This is a genomic window from Mycobacterium sp. IDUB_1 (genome assembly GCF_055419625.1).
Window position 1 is genome coordinate 101,919 of record NZ_JBVAYA010000007.1, and the last position, 16,437, is coordinate 118,355.

A 16,437-nucleotide genomic window follows, 5' to 3' on the forward strand; every position below is an offset into this window, starting at 1 on the left:
CCTTACCGAATCGTGACGCCTGCGCGTCGCGGTTCATTCGCGCCGTGAAAGCAGCACCTAGCCTCAGTACCGCCGCCATTGCGGCGGTACTGGGGCTAGTCGCGTGTGCCCCGGCGCCGGCACCTCCGGCGGCGACCTCCGTCGAGACCTCGCCCACGCCGACGGCGGGCATTCCTGCCCCCGCCCCACCCGCACCGGGTGGCCCGCCGCTGCCCCAACCGTCCGCCCTGACCGACGTCCTGGCCCGGCTGTCCGATCCCGCCGTCCCCGGCGATGCCAAGATCTCGCTGATCGAAAACGGCACCCCGGGCGAGGCCGCCGGCCTGGATCGCTTCGCCGCCGCGCTGCGCGACAACGGCGCTCTGCCGCTGACGTTCGAGGCGCGCGACCTCGGCTGGACGCAGAACGGTACCGGTGACGTCGTCGCGACCGTGACGATCACGCTGGCCACCCCGCCGGGCTCACAGTTCACCTACCCGATGCAGTTCGCGCCCGAGGCCGGCTCGTGGCAGCTGACGCGTCAGACCGCCGATCAACTGCTGGCCCTGGATGCACCTGCCGCTCCCCCTCCCTCCGCACCGCCGCCACCCCCTCCTTCACCGCCACCCCCGCCGCCTCGGTGAGCATGTGGATCGGCTGGCTGGAGTTCGACCTGCTCCTCGGCGACGTGCATTCGTTGAAGCAGAAGCGTTCGGTGGTGCGGCCGCTGGTCGCCGAGTTGGCCCGCCGTTTCTCGGTGTCGGCCGCAGAGACGGGAGACCAGGATCTCCACCGCCGGGCGGCCGTCGGGATCGCGCTCGTCGGCGGCGACCGAGCCCATGTGGTCACGGTGCTCGATGCCGCCGAACGTCTGGTCGCGGCACGTCCGGAGGTCGAGTTGCTCTCGGTCCGGCGGAGCCTGCGGCGCAGTGACGACGAGTGAGAGCTAGACCGTCGGACGCTTCTTGCGCAACGGAATCGGCGCGATCGCGCCGGGCGCGAGTTTGCGCGCGCTGATGAGGAACGCGGTGTGGCCGCGCATCGTGTGTTCGGGCCGCACGGCAAGACCCACGACGTGCCAGCCGCGCTGCATGCTCTCCCAGGCGCGCGGTTCGGTCCAGCATTGCTGCTCGCGCAGCGCCTCGACCGTCTTGGACAGCTGCGTGACGGTGGCGACGTAGATCATCAGCACACCGCCCGCGACGAGCACCTCGCCGACGCGGCCGAGCACCTCCCACGGCGCCAGCATGTCCAGCACCACCCGGTCGACCTCCGGTCCGGCGTAGTCGACCAGGTCGGCGGTGACCAGCTCCCAATTGTCCGGGGCCGCACCGAAAAACGTCGTCACGTTGCGCAGCGCGTGCTCGGCGTGATCCTCGCGCAGTTCGTAGGACGTGACGCGGCCCTCGGGTCCTACGGCGCGCAACAGCGAGCACGTCAGCGCACCCGAACCCGCGCCCGCCTCGAGCACCCGGGCGCCGGGGAAGATGTCGCCCTCGTGCACGATCTGCGCGGCGTCTTTCGGATACACCACCTGCGCGCCGCGCGGCATCGACATGACGTAGTCGACGAGCAGCGGACGCAACACCAGGAACTGGTCGCCGTTGGTGGAGCGCACGACGCTGCCCTCGGGCAGTCCGATCACCTGGTCGAGCGAGATGATGCCGCGATGGGTGTGGAACTCCCCGCCCGGCTTGAGCAGCATCGTGTAGCGCCTGCCCTTGGCGTCGGTGAGCTGCACGCGGTCACCCACGTCGAACGGACCGGTTCTGCGCACAGCTGACCAGCCTGCCAGCACCGGCGTCGCCGACTACGGCCGGGTTACCCCGATCTGTCGGCGGCCGGTTCTAGGGTGGGATTCGTGAACGAGCAGCCCGATCGGGAGATACGCCGGCCGGCGCTGTCCCCGTCGCGGGCCAGCGATTTCAAGCAGTGCCCGCTGCTGTACCGGTTCCGCGCGATCGACCGTCTACCCGAGCCGTCGTCGACGGCGCAGGTGCGCGGATCGGTGGTGCACGCCGCACTGGAGCAGCTGTACCTGCTGCCGGCCGCCGAGCGGGTGCCGGAGGCGGCACTGGAGCTGGCGTCCCCGGCGTGGGAGCGCGTGCTCGCCGAGAAGCCGGCACTGGCCGACGACATCGGCCCCGAGATGCGCGCCGTCCTGCTCAAGGAGGCCAGGACGCTGCTGGCGGGCTACTACCGGTTGGAAGACCCGACGCGCTTCGATCCGCAGGCATGTGAACAGCGCGTCGAGGTCGAGCTGGCCGACGGCACGCTGCTGCGCGGATTCATCGACCGCATCGACGTCGCGCCCACCGGCGAGGTGCGGGTCGTCGACTACAAGACCGGCAAGGCGCCGCCCGCGGCTCGCGCGCTGGCCGAGTTCAAGGCGATGTTCCAGATGAAGTTCTACGCCGTGGCGCTGCTGCGTTCTCGTGGCGTGCAGCCGACGCGGTTGCGGCTGATCTATCTCGCCGACGGACAGGTCCTCGACTACAGCCCCGAACTCGACGAGCTCCTGAGGTTCGAGAAGACGCTGATGGCCATCTGGACTGCCATCCAATCTGCCGGCGCCACAGGCGATTTTCGGCCCAACCCGTCGCGACTGTGCGGCTGGTGCGCCTACCAGTCGTTCTGCCCGGCGTTCGGCGGCACCCCGCCCCCCTACCCGGGCTGGCCGCAGATCCCCGCCGGCCCTCCCGATGACGGCGATCCCGATGCGGTGTTGCGCGCGCCGGGGACCGCGGCGTGATCGACTGCCTGTTCCGCTCCCGGGGCGTCGACGGCGAGTTCGCGGTGTTCGAGTCCACCGACGGCACCCGCAGCAACTGGGATCCGCAGATCCAGCACGGCTCGCCGCCGCTGGCTCTGCTGACCAGGGCGATCGAGCGCCTCGCCGAAGGCACCGGCATGCGCGTCGGGCGCCTGACCCTGGACATCCTCGGCGCGATCCCGGTGGAGCAGGTGAAGGTGCGCGCGTGGGTGGACCGGCCCGGTACGCGGATCGCGCTGATGGTCGCCGAGATGGTAGTCGACCGCCCGGACGGCACCACGCGGGCAGTCGCGAGGGTGACGGCCTGGCTGTTGGCGACCAGCGACACCGCCGATGCCGCCATCGACCGCTACCCCCCGATGCCCGAGGGCGAGACGGCCGGCCTGACGCACGCTTGGGACGGCGCCGCCGGGTACCTGGAGACGGTGAGCTGGCGCAGGCAGGCCACCGCGCCGGGCGCAGCGTTCGAGGCGTGGCTCACTCCCCTTGTGCCGCTCGTGGATTCGGAGCCGACGACGGCGTTGCAACGTCTGGCGATGGTCGTCGATTCGGCGAACGGTACGGGCGCGGTTCTCGATCCCACGCAATTCGTTTTCATGAACACCGACACCGTTGTGCACCTGCATCGGCTCCCCGTTGGCCAGGACTTCGGGCTGCGCGCGCGGGCGTCGATCGGCCCTGACGGCATCGGGGTCACCACCGCCGAGGTCTTCGACCGCAGCGGGTTCGTCGGCACCTGCGCCCAGACGCTGTTCGTGCAGCGCCAGGCGTGAGGCAGCTGCCGCGGGAATAACAGTGATCTGCGGCACTGTTGCGCCTCACCATGAAGGCTTTCTCGGACGACGAACGGCAGAAGTTCCTCACTGATCTGCACGTGGGTGTGCTGGCGGTGGCGGCCTCGGACGGCAGGCCGCCGGCCAGCGTTCCGATCTGGTACGACTACGTCGACGGTCTCATCCGCATCAACACCAGTGCGTCGTCGCGCAAAGCGCGACTGATCCGCGAGGCTGGGGCGATCACCCTGGTGGTCCAGCGCGAGGAGCCGCCGTACCAATACGTCACCGTCGAGGGCACCGTGGTCGACACACTGGACCCGTCGCCCCGGGACATCCAGGAGACCATCGCGATCCGCTACCTCGGCGAGGAGGGCGGACGCGCGTTCGTGGCATCCATGGAGGGCGGCCACAGCGTGATCTTCCTGGTCCGCCCCGACCGCTGGCTCACCGCGGACTTTTCCGACGAACTCTAGGCAGAAGTAGCCAGCGCCTTGCGGTCCTCGTCGGCGAAGGTGTCCTCGAGGTGCAGCGGCGAGTAGTCGACATCGATCTCGGCCAGCGGTCGACCTCGCGCGCTGCTGATCGTGCCGAATCGGCGCATCCCCTTGTCGGCGGCGTAGGCCTGGAACTCGTCTTTCTCCAGGCCGAATGGGATCTCGTCGTAGAGGTCGTAGGCGTCGTCGGTGTTCTTGAGCGCCAACGGGATGAGCTCGTTCATGCGGCTCTCGAACACCGCCCAGTTGCTGTCGTCGGCGGCGACGTGGCGCCGGCAGGTGAATGTGCCCCACGCCATGTGTCGCCGTTCGTCGTCGCCGATCCTGCGGACCAGTTCCTGCATCCCGGGAAGGATGTTGTTGTCGACGCAAATGCGGTGCCACGCATAGTATCCCGTCAACGCCATCATGCCTTCGATGACGTGGTTGTACGTCACCGACGCCCGCACTTGGGCGGCCGGCGACGGGTCGGAGACCAACGCATCGAGTGAGGCCGGCAACTCTTCGTAGAAGATCGTGCGGTAGGTGGGCAGGTCGTCGAGGAAGACCTGCATGTCGTCGGTGACCCCGACGGCATCGAGCCAGAGCCGGAACACCTGCGTGTGCTTGGCCTCCTCGAACGCGAACTGCGTCAGATACATCTCGTCACCGAGGCGGCCCTCTGCCCGCATGGCGGCCATGAACGGCTGGATGTCCTGGGTGACGGCCTCCTCGCCGGCGATGAACTGCGCACACAGCCGGGTGGCCCACTCGCGTTCCAGATCGGTCAGCCCCTCCCAGTCGGCTCGGTCGCGGGAGAAGTCGATGTCGGCGGGATTCCAGAATTTCGCGTTACCACCGGCAAAGAGCTTGAGCGGCAAGCTGTCCCAGTTGAGGCCGCCCGCGGCGAGCGAATCCGAACGTGTCCTAGGGGTGTGGGACATAGGGGTGTTCTCCTTCATGCGATGCGATGGGCAAGGTCTGACGAGCGTGGGATCCGTGGGATCCAAAAGCGGAGGCGAGCACCGCGACGTATCGGCGGACGACCAAGGCCGGTTGATCCGGCGACAGTTCGTCGAGACCGAGCAACGGATCCATGCCGCGCACATAGGGCGCGAGCGCGAGGTGGGGCAACAGCATGAGCAGGAGCGACAACAGCGCGTCGAGGTCGGCGTCGGGACGCACGTCGCCGCGCTCACGCGCGCCGTGCACGAGTGGTCGCAGCACCTCAAGGTAATGGCGGTGGACGACCGCGCGGATGCTGACCCGAGCATCGGTGTCGACCTCGAAGCTGGCCGCGGCGTGCAGGGCCCGCTCCCGGGGATGCTCGGCGAAGTAGGCCACCCAGACGTCGAGCAGGTCGGTGAGGAAGTCGAAGAACGCCCGGGTCGGGTCGAGGTCGCGAATCTGGTCTTCCATGTACGTCCGCACCCGCTGACTGCCGACGTCGGTGATGTGTGCGTACAGGTCGCGCTTGTCGGCGAAGTACTGGAAGAGGCTGCCTTTAGCGACCCCCGCGCGCCGGGCGATGACGTTGAGGCTGCCTCCGGAGAAGCCGTGGGCGGCGAACTCGGCCTCGGCCGCGGCCACCACCGCAGCCCGGCGTTCGCCGCCGAGACGGGACCAGGTGACCGTGGGCATCGCGCCTCCCAGGCTTGATATGACCACTGGTCATATTACTGTGACTCATGCCACAGTCAAGGGGCGGCGCTCAGTCCAGCGGGGTCAGCTCCTGCAGCATCGTCGGTACCAACTCACTGACCGTCGGGTGGATGTGCATGGTGCGTGAGATCGCGGTGTAGGGCAGCTTCGCGGTCATCACGTCGAGGATGTCCTGGATCACCTCGTCGCCTCCGACGCCGAGGATCGCGGCGCCGAGAATCTGTTCGGTCTCCGCGTCGACGACGACCTTCATGAAGCCCTGCGTCTCGCCCTTCTCCACCGCTCGCCCGACCCGCGTCATGGGCCGCTTGCCCACCAGTGCCTTCCGTCCCGAACGGCGCACCTCGTCGACGGTCATGCCGGCGCGACCGAGCGGCGGGTCGATGTAGAGCGCGTAGGTCATCACCCTGTCGCTGACCCGGCGCGGATCGTCGTCGAGAAGGTTGGCGGCCACGATCTCGAAGTCGTTGTATGACGTGTGGGTGAACGCGCCGCGGCCGTTGCAGTCCCCCATCGCCCAGATGTGGGCGACATTGGTGCGCAGCTGGTCATCGACGGTGATGTAGCCGTGCTTGTCGGTCTCGACACCGGCGGCGTCCAGTCCGAGGTCGTCGGTGTTGGGTTGTCGCCCGACTGCGACGAGCAGGTGCGATCCGGCGATCGGATCAGCGCCGGCGTGCGGTGTGACCGTGAATGCGTTCTCCTGCTTGGCAAATGAAATGCCCTCGGCCCCGGTGACGATCTGGATGCCTTCGCCTTCGAGGATCTCTCGGATGGCCGCGGAGACATCCTCGTCCTCCCGGGAGGTCAGCCGGGGGCCCTTCTCGACGACGGTCACCTCGGCGCCGAAACGCCGGTACATCTGGGCGAACTCCAGTGCGATGTAGCTGCCGCCGATGATCACCAAATGCTCGGGCACCACGTCGAGTTCGAGGATGCCGACATTGGTCAGGTAGTCGACGTCGGCGAGCCCTGGCATGTCCGGGGCGACGGCACGGCCGCCGACGTTGAGGAAGATGCGGTCGGCTTCGAGCACCTGGTCGTCGACGCGCAGGGTGTGCGGGTCGTCGAAGCGCGCGTGGCCGCGGATCAGCGTGGCGCCGTCCATGCCGTCCAGCCACGATTCGAGGCCTTCCCGGTCGCCGATGCTGATGCGGTCCTTGCGCGCCTTGACCGCGGCCATGTCGACGGTGACGTCCCCGGTCCCGATGCCGAAGTCGGCGCTGCGTCGGGCGATATGGGCGGCATGGGCGCTGGCGACGAGCGTCTTGGTGGGAATGCAGCCGGTGTTGACGCAGGTTCCACCGACGTGTTTGCGTTCGATGACGGCGACCTTCTGCCCCGCCGCGGTGAGTCGGCCGGCCAGCGGTGGGCCTGCCTGTCCCGCACCGACGATGATCGCGTCGAATTTCTGTGTCATGGAGCTAGCTCAGGCTCACGAGGAAGACGACCACGACACCACCGATGACGGCGAGTGCGTCTTCGCCGAACGCGCCGGGGCGGTCATTGCCGCCGCGTGCCGCGGCGACGCGGCTGCGGAGCTCGGCCCCGGCCAACGTGCCGAGGACGGCACCGATCATGCCGGCCCCGGTCCCGATGAAGGTGTGGAAGGACGCGCTGCCGATGACTGCGCCGGCGAAGCCGCCGGTGATCAGGCGGGCGATGAACTGGGGCGGCACTTTTCGGCTCGGCGTCTTCGGCAGCTGATCCGTCACGAGTTCGACGACCAGCAGGATCGTCAGCACGGCGACGGTGATGGGGTGTGCCACCCACTCCGACCATTTGCCGTCGACGCCGATCCAGCCCAGGAGTGCACCCCAGGCGACGACGGCCGGGGCGGTCATGGCACGCAGGCCAGCGATCACCCCGATCAAGAGCGCGAACACGAGAACAAGGACCTGCGTCATCTGCGACCTCCGTCGTTGGAAACCGCGACGCTAACACGCTAGAAGCGACAGAACCGGATGTCCGATGCCAGGATCGCTTTGGCGCCGATGGCGGCGAGTTCGTCCATGATCGCGTTGACGTCGCGGCGCGGCACCAGCGCCCGGACGGCGACCCACGCGGGATCGGCCAGCGGCGCGATGGTCGGCGATTCCAGACCTGGCGTCACCTCTGTCGCTCGATCGAGAACCGTACGGGGACAGTCGTAGTCGAGCATCAGGTATTGCTGACCGAACACCACGCCCTGGACCCGCGCGGCCAGCTGGTCACGCGCGGGATTCGGCGCGGAATCGGCGCGCTCGATCAGGATCGCCTCGGAATCGCAGAGGGATTCGCCGAAAGCCACCAGGTTGTGCAGCCCGAGGGTGCGTCCCGATCCGACGATGTCGGCGATGATGTCGGCCACCCCGAGCTGGATGGAGATCTCCACGGCTCCGTCGAGCCTGATGACGGTGGCTTCGATTCCCTTGTCGGCCAGATCTTTTCGAACCAGGTTCGGGTAGGCGGTCGCGATGCGTTTGCCCGTCAGGTCCGAGATCTGCCAGTCGCGGCCGGCGGGGGCGGCGTAGCGGAAGGTGGAGGCGCCGAAGCCGAGCGCAAGCCGCTCCTTCACAGGGGCGTCGGCGTCGGCCGCAAGATCACGGCCGGTGATGCCGAGGTCGAGCTGCCCCGAACCCACGTAGATCGCGATGTCCTTGGGCCGCAGGAAGAAGAACTCGACGTTGTTGGCCGGGTCGACGACCGTGAGGTCCTTGGGGTCCGTCCGGCGGCGATAGCCGGCTTCGGACAGGATCTCCGACGCCGATTCGCTAAGGGCGCCCTTGTTGGGGACGGCGACGCGCAGGGTGGGGGCCACGGTCAGAGCTTCCCGTACACGTCGTCGAGCGTGAGACCGCGCGAGAGCATCAGGACCTGCGTCCAGTAGAGGAGCTGGCTGATCTCTTCGGCCAACGCGTCGTCACTCTCGTGCTCGGCGGCCAGCCACACCTCACCGGCTTCCTCGAGGATCTTCTTGCCGATGCCGTGTACCCCGGCGTCCAGCGCGGCGACGGTGCCGCTGCCTGCGGGCCGCGTGTGGGCCCGCTCGTTCAACTCGGCGAACAGGGCGTCGAAGGTCTTCACGTTGGCCGATTCTGTCACGCCGGGCAGGAAGAGCCGCGATCGGTCGGTGGCGAACGCGGCTGGAGAGCCCTAGCCGGCGGCGGTCTTGTCCTGGTGCAGGATCTCGCCGTGCATGTCTTCCAGCGACACGCCCTTGGTCTCCATCACCCAGCGCCACACGAACAGCCCCGACAGTACTGCGCACAGGCCGTAGAAGCCGTATGCCAGGCCGAGGTGCTCGCGCAGGCCGGGGAAGGTGACAGTGATCAGCCAGTTGGCCGCCCACTGCCCTGCGGCCGCGAGGCCGAGCGCGGCGGCGCGGATGCGGTTGGGGAACATCTCGCCGAGCAGCACCCACACCACCGGGCCCCAGGACATGCCGAACGCGACGACGAAGAGGTTGGCCGCGATCAGAGCGATCGTCCCGGACGCGCCGGGCAGGCTGGGAGTCCCGTCGGGGTTGAGCGTCGCCTGGCCGAAGATCACCGCCATCGTGATCAGCGTGACCGCCATGCCCGTCGACCCGATCAGCAGCAACGGCTTGCGGCCGATCTTGTCGATCAGCGCGATGGCGATCAGCGTGGTCAGCACATTGATGACCGACGTGATCACGGTGAAGGTCGCGGAGTCGTCAGCGCTGAAGCCGACGGCCTGCCACAGCACGTTGCTGTAGTAGAAGATCACGTTGATACCGACGAATTGCTGGAAGATCGACAGGCCCAGGCCCACCCAGACGATGCCGTAGATCCCACCGGTCGGCTTCTTCATATCGCGCCAGGACGGCTTGTCCTCGCGCTCCAGCGTTTCCTGGATGCGGCTGATCGTGATCTCGAGGTTCTTCTGCCCGAGCAGCATCGTCAGGACGCGGCGCGCTTCGGGAATCTTGTGGCTGGCAACCAGATAGCGCGGCGATTCGGGGATGGTGAAGGCTAGCGCGCCGTAGAGCACCGCGGGCACCGCCATCGCCAGGAACATCCACCGCCAGGCATCGAGGCCCAGCCACAGCGGCTCGTTGGGACCGCCGGCGAGCCATTGCAGCAGATAGTTGATCGCGAACGAGGCGAAGATGCCCGACACGATGGCCAGCTGTTGCAGCGAGCCGAGCCGTCCGCGGATTCCGGGCGGGGACGTCTCTGCGATGTAGGCCGGCGCGATCACCGAGGCGACACCCACGCCGATGCCGCCGACGACTCGGAACAGCACCACCGTCCACACCTCGTGCGCGAAACCGGTGCCGAAGGCGCTGATGAGGAACAGCACCGCGGCGATCTTCATGACCGCGATGCGGCCGATCTTGTCGGCGATGCGACCCGCCGTCATCGCGCCGGCGGCGGCGCCGAGCAGTGCCGAGGCCACCGCAAAGCCCAGCTCGGCGTTGCCGATACCGAAGTCTTCCTGAATGGAGTCGACCGCCCCGTTGATCACCGCGCTGTCGTAGCCGAACAACAACCCGCCGAGCGCCGCGACCGACGCGATGCGGATCGCGGTTTTGCCCGAGGAGAAGTCCTCGTCCTTGGCGAAGATCTCGGGGCCTTCCCCGACTGGACCACCGTGACCGGCCATCAGACACCCTTCCGCACCGTTGCGTGATACCCGTCACATTCAATCACTCGTGACCGACGGTCGGGTGCATTCCCACAAGTGCGGGGGTTTATGCGCTGCGCAGCTCGCGATCGATCTCGACGAAGATGCGCCGCAGGTCGGCGGCACCGAGACCGGTGAGCGAATCAGCGTGCCGGCGCCGAATACCGCCGGGGACGGGCACGTCGTTGGGAACCACCAACACTGCGCAGCCGGCCTTCTCCGCCGCTGCCGCCCCGGTGACCGAATCCTCCACTGCCAGGCATTCGGCAGGCCGCAGCTCGAGCAGCTCCGCCGCACGCAGGTACGGGTCGGGTTCCGGTTTGCCGCTGGCCACCTCGTCGGCGCAGACCGTCACCGAAAAATAGTGTCTACCAATGCTGTTCAGCGCCCGCTCGGTCAGCGCACGCTGGGTGTTCGTGACGAGAGCCATCGGAACGCCTTCTGCGGCAAGCGAATCGAGCATCTCGCGGGCGCCGTCACACCACGGCAGGCCTCGGTCGAACAGCTCTCCGGTGTAGGTGTGCAGCCACCGGATCGAATCAGCCATCGCGGCCGGATCGGGATCGAGGCCCAACTCCGCGTACACGGTGACCATCGTCTCCTCCGCCGAGGCCCCGACGAGCGCGGTCCGGGTCGTGCGACTCATCTCGCCGCCGAACGATTCGTAGAGGGCAGACAGCGAGACGTCCCACAGCTTTTCGGAGTCGACGAGCGTGCCGTCCATATCCCACAGCACCGCTTGCACCCGGCAATTGTGTCACGGGTGCGCCGCGGCGAGCCAATCTGCGACCCGCACCGAGGCGACGATCACATTGCCGCGGCGAGAGCGCGCGCAGACCACGGGTGTGCCAGGCTCCGTCCGATGCGCGTCCTGGTGACCATGCTCGGCCGGCCGGGTGTCGACATGGTCGCGCCGGTCGACAATGCTGAACCCGCAACCCCGTAAAGATCCCCGCGTATCGGCCGCCGGCCAGGAGGCACCGTGTCAGACCTCGACCAGATCATCAGACGTCGGCACTCCACACGGATGTTCCTGCCCGACAAACCTGTTCCGCAGGAATTGCTCAACGAAGCGCTGACCCTTGCGATGCGTGCACCGTCGAACTCCAACGTCCAGCCCTGGCGGCTGTTCCTGGCCACCGGCGCCCGGCGCGACCGCCTTGCTGCCGCGCTCACGGCCGCGGTGCGGCAGACCCCGCCGCCGTCATTGGGCATCCCGGAATCGCACAGCCACCTGCGGCGCCAGCTGGGTGCCCTGATTTACGGCGCGATGGGCGTCGCGCGAGACGACGCCGAGGGGCGCTGGAACGCCCAGTTGCGCAACTGGGACTTCTTCCGCGCACCGGTCGCAGGGATCGTCTGCATGCATCGCGATCTGGGGCTGCCCGACGCTCTCGGCGTCGGCATGTTCCTCCAGACTCTGCTGCTGGCTCTCACCGACCGCGGACTCGACTCCTGTCTGCAGGTGTCCACCGCGCTCTACCCTGACGTGGCCCGCGAAGTTCTCGACATTCCCGACGATCTGACCGTGCTGTGTGGTCTCTGCGTCGGCTACGCCGATCCGACGTTCGCGGCGAACTTCCTCGACATCCCCCGCAACGCCGTCGCCGACAACGTCGTCGTCTACGACGGCTGACGCGGCAGCGGGTGGTCGGGTTCCAGGGCTGGGAGTCCGTCGATGCTGCGCCCGTTGTCTCCGGCGATGCGCCGGGCGAACTTCTCCTCGCTCACCGTGGCGTGGTAGTCGTCGAGCACCGGCCGCTCGTCGACGAGGTCGTAGTACGGCACCGCGAACCCACAGGCGTCGGCGATGCGCTCGACGTCGACCACGATAGCCGCCCGGACTCCCGGATGCTCCCCGTCGAAACACGATGCCACGCGCGCGAACTCGGCGTCATCCGGCCGGACGACCCGCCCTGTTCCGTACAGCCGCAGGATGCGCGACTGGCGGCTGAACGAGCAGAACATGACGGTGATCCGGCCGTTGTCGCGCAGGTGTGCGATCGTCTCCGCGCCGCTGCCGAACAGGTCGAGATAGGCGACCGTGTGCTCGTCGAGGATCGCGAAGGTGTCCCGATACCCTTTGGGCGACAGGTTGATCCGACCTCCCGACGACGGCGCCGTCGCCACGAAGAACATCGCCTGGGCGGCGATGAACTCCCGCAGCGACTCGTCGAGTCGCGCGAACTCCTTCGCCACCTGGTCAGTCCTCCGGGTTGTAGCCCAGATTCGGTGCGAGCCACCGCTCGGCCTCGGCCAGCGTCCAGCCCTTGCGCCGGGCATAGTCGGCGACCTGGTCCTGGGCCAGTCTCCCGATCACGAAGTACTGCGACTGCGGATGGGAGAAGTACCAGCCGCTGACCGCCGCGCCGGGCCACATCGCCATCGACTCGGTCAACTCGATGCCCGTGCGCTCGGTGACGTCGAGCAGATCGAACAGCGTCACCTTCTCTGTGTGCTCCGGGCAGGCGGGATAGCCTGGCGCAGGACGGATTCCGACGTACTTCTCCCCGATCAGCTCCTCGTTGGCCAGCTGTTCGTCGGGCTGGTAGCCCCAGAACTCCCGCCGCACCCGCTGATGCATGCGCTCGGCGAACGCCTCGGCCAGCCGGTCGGCCAGCGACTCCAGCAGGATCGCGCTGTAGTCGTCGTTGGCTTTCTTGAACTCCGCGATCTTGTCGCCGCTGCCCAGCCCCGCCGTCACGGCGAAGGCACCGACGTGGTCGGCCAACCCGGTGTCCTTCGGCGCGATGAAGTCGCCGAGGCTGCGGTTGGGGATCCCGTCGCGGTGCTCGCCCTGTTGGCGCAGGTTGCGCAGCGAGGTCAGCACCTCGGTGCGACTCTCGTCGGTGTAGACCTCGATGTCGTCACCGACGGCGTTGGCGGGGAAGAAGCCGATGACCCCGTTGGCGGTCAGCCACTTCTCCTTGATCGCGATGTCGAGCATCTCCTGGGCGTCCTCGTACAGCTTGCGGGCCGCCTCACCCGAGGCCGGGTTGTTCAGGATGTCGGGGAACCGACCCTTCATCTCCCAGGCGTTGAAGAACGGCTGCCAATCGATGTACTCGCGCAGCTCCGCCAGGTCGTAATCCAGGAACTCCCGCACTCCGAGACCCTGAGCCGGCACCGGCGGCGTGTAGCCGTCCCAGTCGATCGGTGTCCGGTTGGCGCGCGCCTTCTCCAGCGTCAGCATCGGCCGCTCGTTCTTCTGAGCGTGCCGCTCGCGCAGCGACGCGTAGTCCTTAGCGGTGGCCTCGAGCAGCGCCGGCCGCTGGCGGTCGTCCAGCAGGGCCGCGGCGACGGGCACCGAACGCGACGCGTCCTTGACCCACACCACCGGTCCGCTGCGCCGCGGCGCGACCTTGACGGCCGTGTGGGCGCGCGACGTCGTCGCCCCGCCGATCAGCAGCGGGATCTCGAGACCCTCGCGTTCCATCTCGACCGCGAAGTTCACCATCTCGTCGAGCGACGGCGTGATCAGACCCGAGAGCCCGATGATGTCCGCGTTGTGTTCCTTGGCCGCGTCGAGGATTTTCTGTGCGGGCACCATCACGCCGAGGTCGATGACCTCGTAGTTGTTGCACTGCAGCACGACGCCGACGATGTTCTTGCCGATGTCGTGGACGTCGCCCTTGACCGTCGCCATGATGATCGTGCCGTTGGTGTCCTTCTTGACTGCCTCACCTTCGACGGGCGCAGCCTTTTCCGCCTCGATGAACGGCAGCAGATACGCCACGGCCTTCTTCATCACGCGCGCCGACTTCACCACCTGGGGCAGGAACATCTTGCCGGACCCGAACAGGTCACCGACGACGTTCATGCCGTCCATCAGCGGACCCTCGATGACCTCGATCGGTCGCCCGCCGGCCGCCTCGATCTCGGCGCGCAGTTCCTCGGTGTCGTCGTCGACATGGGCGTCGATGCCCTTCACCAGGGCGTGGGTGATGCGTTCGCGCACCGGCAGCGAGCGCCACTCGGCAGCGCCGACTTCCTCGGTCTTGTCGGTCTTGTTGAACCGTTCGGCGATCTCCAGCAGCCGTTCGGCAGCGTCCTCACGTCGGTTCAGCACGACGTCTTCGATGCGGTCCCGCAGCTCCGGGTCGATCGAGTCGTAGGGCACCAGTGCGCCCGCGTTGACGATGCCCATGTCCAGGCCGGCCTTGATGGCGTGGAACAGGAACACCGCGTGGATCGCCTCGCGCACCGGGTTGTTGCCGCGGAACGAGAACGACACGTTCGAGATGCCGCCGGAGATGTGCACGCCCGGCAAGTTCTCCTTGATCCAGGCGCACGCCTCGATGAAGTCGATGCCGTAGGTTGCGTGCTCCTCGATGCCGGTGGCGAGTGCGAAGCAGTTCGGGTCGAAGATGATGTCCTCGGCCGGGAAGCCCACGTCTTCGGTCAGGATGCGGTAGGCCCGCCCGCAGATCTCCTTGCGGCGCTCCAGGTTGTCGGCCTGGCCCTGCTCGTCGAAGGCCATCACGACCACCGCAGCGCCGTACTTGCGGCACAGCTGCGCCTCGCGGACGAACTTCTCCTCGCCCTCTTTGAGCGAGATCGAGTTCACGATCGGCTTGCCCTGCACGTTCTTCAGGCCCGCCTCGATGACCTCCCACTTCGAGGAGTCGATCATCACCGGCACGCGACTGATGTCGGGTTCGGCCGCGATGAGCTTGGTGAACCGGTCCATCGCGGCGACGCCGTCGATCATGCCTTCGTCCATGTTGATGTCGATGACCTGCGCACCGACCTCGACCTGCTGCAACGCCACCGACAGTGCGCTGTCGTAGTCCTCGGCCTTGATCAGGTTGCGGAACCGGGCCGACCCGGTGATGTTGGTGCGCTCACCGATGTTGACGAACAGCGAATCGGAGGTGATGTTCAGCGGCTCCAGGCCCGACAGCCGGGTCGCGATGTCGACGCGGGGCACATCCCTGGGTTTCACGCCGTCGACGACCTTGGCGATCTCGGCGATGTGGGGCGGCGCGGTGCCGCAGCATCCGCCGACGAGGTTGACCAGGCCCGCTTCGGCGAACTCGGCGATGTAGGAGGCCTGCCGCTCGGGCGATTCGTCGTACTCGCCGAACGCATTGGGCAGACCGGCGTTGGGGTAGCAGGAGACGAACGTGTCGGCGATGCGCGCGACCTCGGCGATGTAGGGCCTCATCTCGGGGGCGCCCAGCGCGCAATTCAGCCCCACGGCGATCGGCCTGGCGTGCCGGATCGCGTTCCAGAAGGCCTCGGTGACCTGACCGGACAGGGTGCGGCCGGAGGCATCGGTGATGGTGCCGGAGATGATCAGCGGCCAGCGGCGGCCCCGCTGCTCGAACAGCGTCTCCACCGCGAACACCGCCGCCTTGGCGTTCAGCGAGTCGAAGATCGTCTCGATGATCAGCAGATCGCTGCCACCGTCGACCAGGCCGTTGGCGGCTTCGAGGTAGGCGGCCACCAGCTGGTCGTAGGAGACGTTGCGGGCACCGGGGTCGTTGACGTCCGGGGAGATCGACGCGGTACGTGTCGTCGGTCCGATCGCGCCGGCGACGTAGCGCGGCTTGTCGGGGGTACTGAATTCGTCAGCGGCCCTGCGGGCCAGCGCGGCGCCCTCGTAGTTCAGCTCGTAGCTGAAATCGGCCATGTCGTAGTCGGCGAGTGAGACCGCGTTCGCGTTGAACGTGTTGGTCTCGAGGATGTCGGCGCCCGCCTGGAGGTACTCCCGGTGGATGCCCTCGATGATCTGCGGCTGCGTCAACGTCAAGAGGTCGTTGTTGCCCTGCAGTGCGGTCGGCCACTCGGTGAACCGGTCGCCGCGGTACCCCGCCTCGTCGGGCCGGTCCCGCTGGATCGCCGTACCCATCGCACCATCGATCACCAAGATGCGTTCGCGCAGCGCGGCCTGCAGTTCTTCGGTGCAGTCCGGGCGGACGTTCGGCGTGAAGTCAGTTGCTGTAGTGCTCGATGTAACAGCAGTCACGTGCACTCCTTCCATGACGGAAGGCGTCCTTGACTCTGCCGAGCGTGGCGGATACCGGCGGATACCACCGGGACCCGTTGCAACGCCTCTCGACCTGCATGAGTCTACGTCGTTGCACAACCGACTTCAGGACGCCTGTCGCTGGTGGCCTGCTGGGGATCAACCCGTGTGCTG

General features: G+C 67.6%; 17 protein-coding genes. 6 read left to right on the forward strand and 11 right to left on the reverse strand.

Features of this window, described 5'->3' with window-relative positions:
- The first annotated feature begins 44 nt into the window (after positions 1–44).
- Together lppK and ACZYYX_RS28295 are read left to right on the forward strand one after the other, a co-directional pair.
- Positions 45–623 carry a lipoprotein LppK gene (lppK, locus tag ACZYYX_RS28290; RefSeq protein ID WP_463818145.1) on the forward strand — a complete coding sequence of 193 codons (579 nt, stop codon included), beginning with the start codon at positions 45–47 and terminating at the stop codon, positions 621–623.
- A gap of 2 nt (positions 624–625) precedes the next feature.
- Positions 626–922: a DUF503 domain-containing protein gene (locus tag ACZYYX_RS28295; RefSeq protein ID WP_463818284.1), complete on the forward strand. Its 297-nt coding sequence runs from the start codon at positions 626–628 to the stop codon at positions 920–922.
- A gap of 3 nt (positions 923–925) precedes the next feature.
- On the opposite strand, the gene ACZYYX_RS28300 is transcribed toward ACZYYX_RS28295, so the two are convergent.
- Positions 926–1,756 (reverse strand): tRNA (adenine-N1)-methyltransferase, encoded by an 831-nt coding sequence (locus tag ACZYYX_RS28300; protein WP_463818146.1) that lies wholly within the window; start codon positions 1,754–1,756, stop codon positions 926–928.
- An 84-nt stretch (positions 1,757–1,840) separates the two neighbouring features.
- Here ACZYYX_RS28300 and ACZYYX_RS28305 point away from each other — a divergent pair, with 84 nt between their 5' ends.
- From ACZYYX_RS28305 to ACZYYX_RS28315, 3 genes are read left to right on the forward strand one after another with little or no spacing between them, the layout of a single operon-like run.
- Complete coding sequence (locus ACZYYX_RS28305; RefSeq protein ID WP_463818147.1) at positions 1,841–2,731, forward strand: RecB family exonuclease; 891 nt, start codon at positions 1,841–1,843, stop codon at positions 2,729–2,731.
- On the forward strand, positions 2,728–3,525 hold the full coding sequence (locus ACZYYX_RS28310; protein ID WP_463818148.1) for a thioesterase family protein: 798 nt from the start codon (positions 2,728–2,730) through the stop codon (positions 3,523–3,525). Before ACZYYX_RS28305 ends, ACZYYX_RS28310 begins: the two co-directional genes overlap by 4 nt.
- A 50-nt stretch (positions 3,526–3,575) precedes the next feature.
- The gene (locus ACZYYX_RS28315; protein ID WP_463818149.1) at positions 3,576–4,001 is read left to right on the forward strand and encodes a pyridoxamine 5'-phosphate oxidase family protein; all 426 of its coding nucleotides are present in this window, start codon (positions 3,576–3,578) and stop codon (positions 3,999–4,001) included.
- On the opposite strand, the gene ACZYYX_RS28320 is transcribed toward ACZYYX_RS28315, so the two are convergent.
- The 8 genes from ACZYYX_RS28320 to ACZYYX_RS28355 all read right to left on the reverse strand — a co-directional run bounded on the left by ACZYYX_RS28320 (position 3,998) and on the right by ACZYYX_RS28355 (position 11,037).
- On the reverse strand, positions 3,998–4,945 hold the full coding sequence (locus tag ACZYYX_RS28320) for a R2-like ligand-binding oxidase (RefSeq protein ID WP_463818150.1): 948 nt from the start codon (positions 4,943–4,945) through the stop codon (positions 3,998–4,000). The genes ACZYYX_RS28315 and ACZYYX_RS28320 overlap by 4 nt on opposite strands.
- Entirely contained in the window at positions 4,929–5,642 is a 714-nt protein-coding gene (locus tag ACZYYX_RS28325; protein WP_463818151.1) for a TetR/AcrR family transcriptional regulator, read from the reverse strand. The genes ACZYYX_RS28320 and ACZYYX_RS28325 overlap by 17 nt, the downstream gene beginning before the upstream one ends.
- A gap of 70 nt (positions 5,643–5,712) precedes the next feature.
- Positions 5,713–7,083, reverse strand: a complete 1,371-nt coding sequence (locus tag ACZYYX_RS28330; RefSeq protein WP_463818152.1) for an FAD-containing oxidoreductase — start codon at positions 7,081–7,083, stop codon at positions 5,713–5,715.
- A 4-nt stretch (positions 7,084–7,087) separates the two neighbouring features.
- On the reverse strand, positions 7,088–7,570 hold the full coding sequence (locus ACZYYX_RS28335; protein WP_463818153.1) for a DUF4126 family protein: 483 nt from the start codon (positions 7,568–7,570) through the stop codon (positions 7,088–7,090).
- Between the two features lie 38 nt (positions 7,571–7,608).
- Complete coding sequence (gene hisG / locus ACZYYX_RS28340; protein ID WP_463818285.1) at positions 7,609–8,451, reverse strand: ATP phosphoribosyltransferase; 843 nt, start codon at positions 8,449–8,451, stop codon at positions 7,609–7,611.
- 14 nt (positions 8,452–8,465) lie between these two features.
- Entirely contained in the window at positions 8,466–8,747 is a 282-nt protein-coding gene (locus tag ACZYYX_RS28345; RefSeq protein WP_463818154.1) for a phosphoribosyl-ATP diphosphatase, read from the reverse strand.
- 51 nt (positions 8,748–8,798) lie between these two features.
- On the reverse strand, positions 8,799–10,271 hold the full coding sequence (locus ACZYYX_RS28350; protein ID WP_463818155.1) for a sugar porter family MFS transporter: 1,473 nt from the start codon (positions 10,269–10,271) through the stop codon (positions 8,799–8,801).
- Between the two features lie 88 nt (positions 10,272–10,359).
- On the reverse strand, positions 10,360–11,037 hold the full coding sequence (locus ACZYYX_RS28355; protein ID WP_463818156.1) for an HAD family hydrolase: 678 nt from the start codon (positions 11,035–11,037) through the stop codon (positions 10,360–10,362).
- A gap of 237 nt (positions 11,038–11,274) precedes the next feature.
- Here ACZYYX_RS28355 and ACZYYX_RS28360 point away from each other — a divergent pair, with 237 nt between their 5' ends.
- A complete protein-coding gene (locus tag ACZYYX_RS28360; protein WP_463818157.1) occupies positions 11,275–11,928 on the forward strand; it encodes a nitroreductase in 654 nt (217 codons plus the stop codon).
- On the opposite strand, the gene ACZYYX_RS28365 is transcribed toward ACZYYX_RS28360, so the two are convergent.
- Both ACZYYX_RS28365 and metH read right to left on the reverse strand, forming a co-directional pair.
- Positions 11,916–12,491, reverse strand: coding sequence for a pyridoxamine 5'-phosphate oxidase family protein (locus tag ACZYYX_RS28365; protein ID WP_463818158.1), 576 nt, complete (start codon positions 12,489–12,491; stop codon positions 11,916–11,918). The two genes, ACZYYX_RS28360 and ACZYYX_RS28365, sit on opposite strands and share 13 nt — an antisense overlap.
- A 4-nt stretch (positions 12,492–12,495) precedes the next feature.
- The gene (metH, locus tag ACZYYX_RS28370; protein WP_463818159.1) at positions 12,496–16,278 is read right to left on the reverse strand and encodes a methionine synthase; all 3,783 of its coding nucleotides are present in this window, start codon (positions 16,276–16,278) and stop codon (positions 12,496–12,498) included.
- Between the last annotated feature and the right edge of the window lie 159 nt (positions 16,279–16,437).